Here is a 10,928-nt window from a genome sequence, read left to right as displayed (position 1 = left end):
CCCCCTGACCGGATCTCCGGCCGGGGACCCCGCCCCCGAATCGCCATCGCACCCGTAGTACTCAGGAGTCACCATGTCCAAGGAATTCGAGATCGCCCGAGAGTTCGAGGTCGATGCCACGCCCGAGCAGGTGTGGGACGCCGTCACCAGCGGTACCGGAGGCTGGCTGTGGCCGATGGAGGCGCCCGAGCCGCGGGTCGGCGGCAAGGGGCCCTTCGGTTCCGAGGTCACCGCCTGGGAGCCGCCGCACCGGTACACCAACCGGGTGGAGGACGTCGACGGCATCTCCGAGCAGACCCTCAACCAGCTCGACTACACGATCGAGCCGCGCGACGAGGGCCGCCGCGCCTGGGTGCGGTACGTGCACAGCGGCATCTTCGTCGACGACTGGGACAACCAGTACGACGCCGCCGGCCGCCACACCGACTTCTACCTCCACACCCTGCGCCAGTACCTGACGCGCTTCGCGGGCCGCCCGGTCACCGCCTTCGCCACCTTCGAAGGGCCCGAGACGTCCTCCTCCGCCGACGCGTTCACCGCCGTCGCGCGGGCGCTCGGCCTCGCCGACGACACCGCCGAGGGCGCGCGCGTCCGGGCGGAGGGGCCCGAGGGGAAGCCCCTGGACGCGGTGGTCGACTACCGCAACCCCTACTTCATCGGGCTGCGCACCGACGACGCCCTCATCCGCTTCTTCGGCCGCGGCCACTGGGGCCACCCCGTCGGCGTCAGCGTCCACGACTTCGCGTCGGGTGCCGACGCCGAGGCCGACGGGGCGGCATGGAAGGGCTGGCTGAACGGCGTGTTCAGCCAGCCCTGAAAGATCCGGAACCCTCAGCGGGTCACGGGCGGAACCGCAGCACCGACGGGTCGTGGTCGCTGATCTGGTCGTGGAACTCCGCGTTGATGTGCACGCTGTCGTACGTGAACTCGCACGAGCGGCGGATCGACGGGCTGACCAGGATCTGGTCGAGGACCTGCGCGTTGCCCTGGTAGACGTACGAGTAACGCTCGTTCTTCGGCAGCGACTTGACCGAGGACCACAGCGCGCCGCCGTCCTCCAGCAGCTTGGCGGTGTCGGAGAACTCGAAGTCGTTGATGTCGCCGAGGGCGATGACGTTCGCGTTCCTCTGCTTCGCCAGGATCTCCTTGACGAACGTGTTCACGGCGGTCGCCTGGAGATGGCGCTGCGTCTCCGAGCTGCGCGTCGGCGGCTGGAACTGCGAGTGCAGCGCCTGGTCCCCGCCCTTGGACGAGAAGTGGTTCGCGATGACGAACACCGACTGGCCGCGGAAGGAGAACTCGCCGACGAGCGGCTTGCGACTGTTCGTCCAGGCGGCGTTCGCCGGGTCGATACGACCGGGCGAGAGCGTCAGCCGGGCCTTGCCGTACGCCTTCGTCACACCGGTCGCGGTGGTGGCGTCGCCGCCCGCGCGGTCGGTGAAGGACACCCGCTCCGGGTTGAACAGGAACACCTGACGGATGTTGCCGCCGGGCTCGCCGCCGTCCGCGAGGTCGACCGGGTCGATGGAGCGCCAGTCGTACGCCGGGCCGCCCGCCGCCACGATGGCGTCGATCAGCTTCTTCACCGTCTGGTCGGCGGCGACCGTACCGTCCTTCGTGGCACCGTTGTTGTCCTGGATCTCCTCCAGGGCCACGATGTCGGGCGACTTCAGGTTGTTCACGATCGCGGCCGCGTGGGCGGCGAACGTGGTGTCGGAGGGGTCCAGGTTCTCGACGTTGTACGTCGCCACCGCGAGCTCGCCGCGCGCCTGCTTGCGGGTCGTCTCGCGCTCCAGGCCGCCCTGCTTCAGGGTGCCGAGCTTGCTCGCGACGAGCGTGTAGCCGCCGAACTGGCTGTAGTCCAGCGGGCCCTCGGTGGTGCCCGTCAGGACGTCGCCGACGTTCGCCTTCGGGAAGTCCGCGGCCGCGCCGAGCGACTGGATCTGGAGCCGGCCGGTGTTCTGCGAGGTGTACGAGCCGTAGACCGTGCCGCCGCGGCGGCTGGCGTTCTCCCGCGGCTTCACCGTGACCCACAGCTCGGTGAACGCGTCGGTCCCGGTGACCACACGGGCGTCGGCGACCTGGACGTTCATGCCCTCCAGGGACTCGTAGCGGTCCAGGGCGTAGGCGGCGGGGTCGAGGGTGAGCCCGTTGACCGAGCCGTTCGCGGCGCTGTCGCCGGCCGGGGCGTACGCCTTCGGTACGGACGCGGCGTCGATGACGGTCGCGGCCGGGACGGCGTTACCGCTGGAGACCACGGTGACAGTGGGGCGGGAGAGCTGGGTGACCGACTGGTTTCCGGACGAAGTCCCGCCCGGCACGAACTCGCCGACCGTGCCCGACACCGTGACCGCGTCGCCCACGGAAACCTTCGGCGTGGAGCTCGTGAAGACGAAGATGCCTTCGCTCGTGGCCGGGCTGTCGTCCGCCCGGGTGTCCTGCATCCAGAAGCCACGCGACGAACCGTAGGTCCGTACGCCGGTGACGATGCCCTCGACACCGGTGACCTGCTGGCCGACGAGCGGCGAGGTGCGCGTGGTGCCCTGGATGTCGTGGATGCGTATGGTGTCCGCCGCCGCGGGCGAGGTCAGGGCCACGGCGGAGACGGTGGAGCAGATGGCGGCGACGGTCAGCGCGCCGATGCGCGCGGTTCTCTTGCTCGGCAAGGAAATCCCTCCGGGGACGTACATGGGCGCCGGGACGAGGGTGGACGGGGGGTGGCCAGATACCGGTGGGGCGGTGTGACGCGCGTAGAACGCCGGAACGCCCGAGAGGGGCGTCCGGGGAGGCCGGGGTCTCGCCCCCGTAGCTACCCGTGAGTTTCTACGCGCGTCAATCTCCAGCCTGGTCAGGCCCGTTGTCAAGGTTTCGGCCATGTCCGACTCCTGTCAGTTACATGAACCGGGCGGCATGGGTGGATATCCGTCTAGGCTGAGCGGTTGCCGAGGTGGTGCGCGGACCGGCGCCGCCTCGCCATCGATGATGCTTGTTCCGCACACCGCTCGCCGTCTTCGTCCCCGAGGAGAACCCCGCCGATGTCAGACAGCTCGCCACTGCCGCCGGTGCGGCTCCGCGCCGAGGCGGAACTGGCGCGGGACGCGCTCGCCACCCCGCTGCTCTCGCGCGCCGCGCGACTCGCCCGCTGGGCCGGGCCGGAGACGCGGGTGGGCGCCGGGGGCGAACTCGTCGAGGAACAACTGCCCGCCGCGGCCGAGGCGCTCGGGCTCACCGGCGAGGGCGCCGCCGGGGGCACCAGCGGGACGGCGGCCGGGACCGCGACCGGGGGTGTCGTCGAGGGCGTCACCGCCGAGGACGCGGCGGCCCTGGCGAGCGAGGCGTGGCGGGTGGCCGTGGACACCGGGCTCGTCGAGATCGTGGACCCCGACGAGGAGGAGGGGAGCGCGGTCACCCCCGGCGACGCGCTCGCGCTCCTCACCTCCGGCGCGCCCCGCGACGTCCTCGGCGTGTGGCTCGCCGCGCTGGAGGCCGCGCTGGCCGACGCGAGCGTGCCCGAACTCGACGGCCTCGTCGACGCCATGGAGTCAGGCGGCGAGATCGACTTCTCCGAGCTGGACTGGGACCCCGACGCCGAGGCCGAGTTCCTCGACGGGGTGCTCGGCAACCTCTACCTGCTCACCGTCAGCGAGGACGGACCCGGCGACGGGCCGGTGCCGCTGCCCGCCCTCGCCGCGTCGATGATCGTGCCGGACGACATGGGGGAGCCCACCAACGACGTCCTGGAGCAGGTGTCGGACGCGATGATGCGGCTCGACGACCAGTTCCGGGTGCTGGAGCCGGTCGGGCTGGTGGAGTACCAGCCCGTGGACGAGGCGCTCATGACGGACGCGGAGGAGAACGCGGCCGCCGGGGACACCGCGACCCCCGGGGGCGCCGGGAGCGGTCCGGTCGTCGACGACACCGATGTCACCCGGTACGGCATGGTGCGGCTCACCCCGCTCGGGTTGTACGGGATGCGGGCGCGCCTCCAGGAGGCGGGCCTCGTGGCCCCCGCGGTCGGGGACCTCGCCGACAAGGGCGCGGACGTGCTGCTCGACGGCACCGCCGACTACCCGCCGGGGGCGGCCCTCGCCGAGACCGAGCAGTGGCTGGCCCGGCATGAACCGCTGGCCGCCGCACGCGAGTTGCTCGCCGCCGCCCGGGGGGCCGACCGGGGGGCGCCGTTGCGGCGGCTGCGCTGCCAGCAGGCACTGTCCCTGGTGGGCGCCGCCGCGGAGCCCGCGCTGCGGGAGGTGCTCGACGACGCGGAACTGGGCGGGCTCGCCCGGGTGTGGCTCACCGAGCGGGGGGCCGCGCAGGTGCCGGCGCCGTCCGAGGAGATGGTGTTCTGGCTGACCATCGACACGGTGGCCGCGCAGCTGGCGGCCGAGGGGAACTCGGCGGAGCTGCGGGGGCTGGTGGAGGGGCTCGCGCAGCAGCACCGGGGGTTCTTCGACGCGGCGTGGCGGGTGGGGCATCCGGCCACGGCGGATGTGCTGGAGGCGATGGGGCGCATCCATCCGGACAAGCGGGTGGCCAAGGAGGCGCGGAAGGCGGCGTTCAAGGCGCGGTCGCAGAAGGGGGAGTGAGGCTGCCGGGCGCCTGGTGGCTCGGGGGTGCGTGTGGTTGTGGCGGGTGCGGGTGGTGTGTGGTTTCTCGCGCGGTTCCCCTCATCCTGAAAAGCGACCGGGGCTGCGCCCCGTGCTTTTCAGGATGAGGGGCGGGCACTCGCCCGACAACCCCGGTCCCCCCACTCCTCCCGCGGTGTTCAACCCGCGTTCAGGCGAAGGCGGGACAGTGCGGCGCGAAGCTCGGGTCCGTCACCCTCCACGGTCCTCCCGCCGCACGCCTCCCACCGCACGCAGGAGACAGCATGTCGCTCACCCGCAGGGACTTCGCCGGTCGATCCGCGGTCACCGGCGCCGGTGTCGCGCTGGCCGGCACCGTGGGCGCCCTCGCCACCGCGCCGAACGCCCTCGCCTCGTCGGACACCGCCGCGGACGACACGGGCGGCGCCGACCTCGACGGCACGGACGGCAAGAGCCCGCACCGGCACGACGGGGTGGGTTACGGGCCCCTCGTGCCCGACCCGGAGGGGATCCTCGCGCTGCCGGCCGGGTTCACCTACACGATCCTCACCTACAGCGGGCGGACCAGACTGGAGTCCGGCGAGCTCACCCCGGGCAAGCACGACGGCACCGCCGCGTTCCCCGGCCCCCGGGGCACCACCCTCCTCGTCAACAACCACGAACTGAAGGGCCCCCGCGCCAACTGGCCGCACCCGGTGCCGCTCACCGAGGGGCTCGTGTACGACCCGGCCGCGTCCGGCGGCTGCACGGTCGTCGAGGTCCGGCCCGACGGCCGGGTCGCCGAATGGGTCGGCATCGCGGGCACCTCCACCAACTGCGCGGGCGGCAGCACCCCGTGGGGCACCTGGCTCACCTGCGAGGAGAACTCCGACCGGGCCGGCGTCAACGGCATGACCATGGACCACGGCTACGTCTTCGAGGTCGACCCCTGCGACCGGCGCGCCAACCGCGACCCGAAGCCCCTGAAGTTCTTCGGCCGCTACGACCACGAGGCCGTCGTCGTCGACCCCAGGCGCGGCCACGCCTACCTCACCGAGGACGCCGCCGGCCCCAACGGCCTCTTCTACCGCTGGACCCCGCCGAAGGGCTTCTCCCACGGCCCCCGCAGGTTCCGCGCCCTCGCCGACGACGCGGGTGTCCTCCAGGCGCCCAAGTGCTACGACTCCGGCGGCCGTTTCGTCGACGACCTCTCCCGCGCCACCAGGATCGGCACCGTCTACGGCGTCGACTGGATCGACGTCCCCGACCGGGACGCGCGGACCGTCGCCGTGCGCAAGCAGTTCGACGAGATCACCCGCGCCCCAAGCTCGAAGGCATGTGGTGGGGCGACGGCGGCGCCTACATCGTCTCCTCCTACGCCCGCGCGGAGAGCCCCGGCCTCGCGCACGACGGCCAGGTCTGGTTCTACGACCCCAAGCGCCGCACCCTCACCCTGAAGGTCCTGCTCGGCGTCAACCCGGACCCGTCGGCCGACGGCGCCCTCGACGGCCCCGACAACATCACCGTCTCCCCCTACGGCGGCATCGTCCTCGCCGAGGACGGCGAAGGCGTCCAGCACCTGTTCGGCGCCACCGACAGCGGCCGTACCTATCCGATCGCCCGCAACGACCTGAACATCGGCACCGAGGAGGAGCCGGAGTACAGCGAGTTCGCCGGCGTCACCTTCTCGCCCGACGGAAAGACCCTGTATGCCAACATCCAGACGCCGGGCATCCTGCTCGCCATCACGGGGCCCTGGAAGCGGCAGAAGCGGTAATTAATTCGTTCGCCCCTCCCGCGACCGTCCTCCTAGAGTGATGCACGTCCAGGTGCGAAGGCAGGACCTACTTCCACTTTTAATGGGGAGGTCGCGGGTTCGAGTCCCGTCGCCGGCACCAACACGCCGGTGTAGCTCAGTTGGCAGAGCACCTACGTCGGTTCCGCCGAATTCGATCTCTGGACACCCAAAACTTCATGCACCTCCCGGTGCGCGGGCTGCGGCTCCTTCTTCTGTAAAAAGAATCCACGCCGCCGCCACCTTGATCTCGGGAGGCGCGACACAAGGTGGGTGCCCGGTGCGCAGGCAGCGGATACTTCGGGAACTGGTGAGGAATTTCCTCCTGCGGGTTCGAATCCCGTCATCGGCCACGGCCGATGTGGCGGAATGGCAGACGCGCCTGTTATAGCGCCGCCGCCGACCTCGACCTCGGACACCTTCCTTCTGTCGCGCCTCCCTCCGAGCAAAGTCACGCACAACGTGCGGAGGAATGCGGGGGAATTCACCATGGCGCGCTTCAACAACAAGAGCACTCGCGCGCGGCCCACGTCGCGCGTCACCTCGACGGGACGCGTGCTCCGCACCCACCAGGGCGGTCGCGGCCAGGAGCGGGACGAGCGCTCGGAGCTGTTCCTGCTCTCGATCGCCAACTTCGTCGCCCAGAAGACGTTCTACGAGTCCGCCGAGGACCGGGACGACCGGTTCGCCGCGCTCGTCCGCCGTCTCGCCGTCACCGACCCGGAGTGGACGGCCGGCCTGCTCGGCTGGCTGCGCGGCGAGGGCAACCTCCGCACGGCCTCCCTCGTGGGCGCCGCCGAGTACGTGAAGGCACGGCTCGACGCGGGCGTCACCCACGGCCCTACCAACCGCCAGGTCATCGACTCGGTGCTCCGGCGCCCGGACGAGCCCGGCGAGCTGCTCGCGTACTGGACCTCCCGTTACGGCCGCGCCCTCCCCAAGCCGGTGAAGCGGGGTGTCGCCGACGCCGTACGACGGCTCTACCACCCCAAGTCGCTGCTGAAGTACGACACCGCGTCCAAGGGCTACCGCTTCGGCGACATCCTCAACCTGGTGCACGCGGCGCCCGACCCGGACAAGCCGTGGCAGGGCGACCTGTTCCAGTACGCCCTCGACCGGCGGCACCACCCGGACACGGCGGTCGTGCCCAAGTCGCTGCCCGTGCTCGCGGCCCACCGGGACCTGATGGCCCTGCGGCCCGCCAAGCGCCGCAAGGTCGTGACCGGCTCGGGCGGTGCCCAGCGGCTCGCGGACGCGGGCATCACCTGGGAGGCGCTGGCGGGCTGGCTCCAGGGCCCCATGGACCAGGCGGCCTGGGAGGCCGTCATCCCGTCCATGGGTGCCATGGCGCTCGTGCGGAACCTGCGCAACTTCGACGAGGCCGGGGTCTCCGACGAGGTCGCGGCTCGGGTCGCCGCGAAGATCAGCGACCCGGTCGAGGTCGCGCGGTCGCGGCAGTTCCCGTTCCGCTACCTCGCCGCGTACCGGCACGCGCCGTCGCTGCGCTGGGCGTACCCGCTGGAGCAGGCGCTCGGTCACTCGCTGGCCAACGTGCCCGCGCTGCCCGGCCGGACCCTGGTCCTGGTCGACCGCTCGGGCTCGATGTTCTCCTCGCGGCTGACGGACCGCTCGTCCCTCACCTACGCGGACGCGGCGGCGATCTTCGGTGCGGCGCTCGCGCTGCGGGCGGCGGACGCGGATCTCGTCGAGTTCGGCACCAAGAGCCGACGGGTGCCGTACCGCAAGGGCGAGTCGGTGCTGAAGATCCTGGAGCGCTTCGGCGACCTGGGGGGCACCGACACCACGGAGGCGGTACGCAAGCACTACCGGAAGCACGACCGGGTGCTGATCGTCACCGACGAGCAGGCCACCTACAGCCACTACGGCGACCCCACCGCCCAGGTTCCGGCCCATGTGCCGGTCTACACCTGGAACCTCGCCGGTCACCGGGCGGGCCACGGCCCCTCCGGCACGGCGAACCGCCACACCTTCGGCGGCCTCTCGGACGCGGCGTTCCGGATGGTCCCGCTGCTGGAGGCGGCACGGAACGCCGACTGGCCGTGGAGCCGATGACGACGGGGGAGGGGGCGTGAGAACGCCCTGAGTGTGGCCCGTGTCCCAGCAGGGACACGGGCCACACTCTTGTTCGCGTCCCGAACTGACATCTAACATTTCAGTTCATGGAGGCCATACGACCGGTGAGCCGCACCCTGCTGAGGGACCGCGCCTACCTCGCCATCCGGGACGCCATCGTGGCCGGGGAGATCGAGCCCGGTGCGGTGGTGCGCGACGCCGAGTTCGCGGAGCTGCTGGGACTGTCCCGCGCGCCGGTGCGGGAGGCGTTCTCCCGGCTGGTGGACGAGGGCCTGCTGGAGAGCAAACCGCAGAGCTACACACGGGTGACGCCGGTGGTGGCCGCCGATGTGCGCGACGCCGCCGCCGTGGTCGGCGCGATGCACGAGCTGGCCACGCGGGTCGCCGTGCCCCGGCTGTTCGCGGCGGACGTGGAGACGATGCGCTCCGCCAACGAACGGTTCGCGGCGGCCGTCCGCGCGGGCGACGTCGACGCCGCCCTGGACGCCGACGACGAACTCCACGACGTCCTCGTCCGGGTGAGCGGCAACCGCGCGGCCGCCGCCACCGTCGCCCGCTACACCCCGCTCATCCGCCGCCTGGAGCGACGCCGCTTCGGCGAGGGCGGCAACTGCCGCTCGGCCGGACTGCACGACCGGCTGATCGACGCCTGTGCCGCCGGTGACACGGACGAGGCGGTCACCGTCACCGCGGAGATCTGGCGCGGCCTGGCGGCCCTCGCCGACGAACCGGACAGATCCGAAACCCCACCTGTCACCGGACCCGGAACCCCACCTGTCACCGGGCCCGCGGCCTCACCCGCGACCGGACCCGCGGCCTCACCCGCGACCGGCTCCGACGCCGCGCCCGCCACCACCCAATCCGAAGGCGGGCTCCCCGCCGATGCCGCCGTCGACGACGTAGAGCCCGCCACCGGCGTGGACCACTGACCCCGGGAGGACCCGTGTCCCTTGCTTCCTTCGAGCGCTACCCGCTCCTCTTCGGGCCCTCGCCGGTGCACCGGCTGGAACGCCTGACCGCCCATCTCGACGGCGCCTCCCTGTGGGCCAAGCGGGAGGACTGCAACTCCGGTATCGCCTACGGCGGCAACAAGACCCGCAAGCTGGAGTACCTCGTCGCCGACGCGCTCGCCCAGGGCTGCGACACCCTGGTCTCCATCGGCGGGGTGCAGTCCAACCACACCCGCCAGGTCGCCGCCGTCGCCGCCCGCGCCGGACTCAAGTGCGTCCTCGTGCAGGAGAGCTGGGTGGAGTGGCCCGACGCCGTGTACGACAAGGTCGGCAACATCCTGATCAGCCGTCTCGCCGGCGCGGAGGTACGGCTGGTCCAGGCCGGGTTCGGCATCGGCTTCAAGGAGAGCTGGGAACTGGCGCTCAGGGAGGTCGAGGAGGCGGGCGGCAAGCCGTACGCCATCCCGGCCGGCGCCTCCGACCACCCCCTCGGTGGCCTCGGCTTCGCGTCCTGGGCGTACGAGGTCGCCGAGCAGGAGCGGGAGCTGGGCGTCTTCTTCGACACCGTCATCGTCTGCTCGGTCACCGGCTCCACCCAGGCCGGCATGGTCGCCGGCTTCGCCGCCCTGGAGGAGGCCGGCGCACGGCCCCGCCGGGTCGTCGGCATCGACGCCTCCGCCAAGCCCGACAGCACCCGCGCCCAGATCGCACGCATCGCCCACCACACCGGTCAACTCATCGGCGTCAAGCGCGAGCTGACCGAGGCGGACGTGGAGCTGGACGAGCGCTACCACGGCGGGATCTACGGCGTCCCTGACGACGCCACCCTCGTCGCCATGCAGCTCGCGGCCCGCACCGAGGGCATGATCACCGACCCCGTCTACGAGGGGAAGTCGATGGCCGGGATGATCGACCTCGTCGAACGCGGCGAGATCGCGGCGGACTCGACCGTCCTCTACGCCCACCTCGGCGGCCAGCCCGCGCTGAACGCGTACAGCGGCGTCATCCAGTGACGACGTGACGCGATGACGAGACGGCATGGTGACGTGGTGGTGAGATGACGTGGTGGTGAGATGACGTCGTGGTGAGATGACGACGTGATGGCGTGACGAGATGTGGGGCGGATCCGGTCGGCCCGGATCCGCCCCTTCCTCTTCTCGTTCCCGTTCGCGCCCTCGTCGCCGGTGGGTCAGAGCGACTGGGCCGCCGGCTTCACCATGCCCCGGACCGTGCGGGACTTCACGAAGTCGCCCATGGCCGTCATCTCCCACTCGCCGGTGAACTGGCGGATGAGCTTGGCCATCATCACGCCGGTCTGGGCCTCGGCGTTGGTGAGGTCGAAGCGGACGAGCTCCTCGCCGGTGGCGGCGTCCAGGAGGCGGCAGTAGGCCTTGGCGACCTCGGTGAACTTCTGGCCGGAGAAGGAGTTGACCGTGAAGACCAGGCCGGTGACCTCCTGGGGGAGCCGGCCGAGGTCGACCACGATCACCTCGTCGTCGCCGCCGCCCTCACCGGTGAGGTTGT

General features: G+C 71.6%; 6 protein-coding genes and 2 pseudogenes. 6 read left to right on the top strand and 2 right to left on the bottom strand.

Annotation, left to right across the window (positions count from 1 at the left end; translation table 11 throughout):
• Positions 1-73: 73 nt before the first annotated feature.
• Complete coding sequence (locus AOK15_RS34295) at positions 74-817, top strand: SRPBCC family protein (RefSeq protein WP_055522218.1); 744 nt, start codon at positions 74-76, stop codon at positions 815-817.
• Positions 818-839: 22 nt separating this feature from the next.
• Here AOK15_RS34295 and AOK15_RS34290 read toward each other — a convergent pair whose 3' ends face one another.
• A complete protein-coding gene (locus AOK15_RS34290; protein ID WP_055522217.1) occupies positions 840-2,666 on the bottom strand; it encodes an endonuclease/exonuclease/phosphatase family protein in 1,827 nt (608 codons plus the stop codon).
• A 369-nt stretch (positions 2,667-3,035) separates the two neighbouring features.
• On the opposite strand from AOK15_RS34290, the gene AOK15_RS34285 reads away from it, so the two are divergent.
• The 5 genes and pseudogenes from AOK15_RS34285 to AOK15_RS34265 all read left to right on the top strand — a co-directional run bounded on the left by AOK15_RS34285 (position 3,036) and on the right by AOK15_RS34265 (position 10,417).
• Positions 3,036-4,586, top strand: coding sequence for a hypothetical protein (locus tag AOK15_RS34285; protein ID WP_055522216.1), 1,551 nt, complete (start codon positions 3,036-3,038; stop codon positions 4,584-4,586).
• A gap of 284 nt (positions 4,587-4,870) precedes the next feature.
• Positions 4,871-6,342 (top strand): annotated as a pseudogene (locus AOK15_RS34280) (alkaline phosphatase PhoX).
• Between the two features lie 507 nt (positions 6,343-6,849).
• The gene (locus tag AOK15_RS34275) at positions 6,850-8,433 is read left to right on the top strand and encodes a TROVE domain-containing protein (protein ID WP_055522215.1); all 1,584 of its coding nucleotides are present in this window, start codon (positions 6,850-6,852) and stop codon (positions 8,431-8,433) included.
• 107 nt (positions 8,434-8,540) lie between these two features.
• Positions 8,541-9,179, top strand: a pseudogene (locus tag AOK15_RS34270) (GntR family transcriptional regulator); the annotation flags it as partial.
• Between the two features lie 218 nt (positions 9,180-9,397).
• Complete coding sequence (locus tag AOK15_RS34265) at positions 9,398-10,417, top strand: 1-aminocyclopropane-1-carboxylate deaminase (RefSeq protein WP_055522214.1); 1,020 nt, start codon at positions 9,398-9,400, stop codon at positions 10,415-10,417.
• 176 nt (positions 10,418-10,593) lie between these two features.
• On the opposite strand, the gene AOK15_RS34260 is transcribed toward AOK15_RS34265, so the two are convergent.
• The coding region (locus tag AOK15_RS34260) for a TerD family protein (RefSeq protein ID WP_167738891.1) at positions 10,594-10,928 on the bottom strand (335 nt) is incomplete at its 5' end.

Source organism: Streptomyces ossamyceticus (genome assembly GCF_001418475.1).
Lineage (GTDB): Bacteria > Actinomycetota > Actinomycetes > Streptomycetales > Streptomycetaceae > Streptomyces > Streptomyces ossamyceticus.
The sequence above is the reverse complement of the archived record's forward strand: the minus strand, read 5'-3'. Positions and strand labels throughout refer to the sequence as shown.

Coding starts and splice junctions, on each gene's coding strand:
- AOK15_RS34295 (WP_055522218.1), top strand. CDS start 74: ATGTCCAAGGAATTCGAGATCGCCCGAGAGTTCGAGGTCGATGCCACG.
- AOK15_RS34285 (WP_055522216.1), top strand. CDS start 3,036: ATGTCAGACAGCTCGCCACTGCCGCCGGTGCGGCTCCGCGCCGAGGCG.
- AOK15_RS34275 (WP_055522215.1), top strand. CDS start 6,850: ATGGCGCGCTTCAACAACAAGAGCACTCGCGCGCGGCCCACGTCGCGC.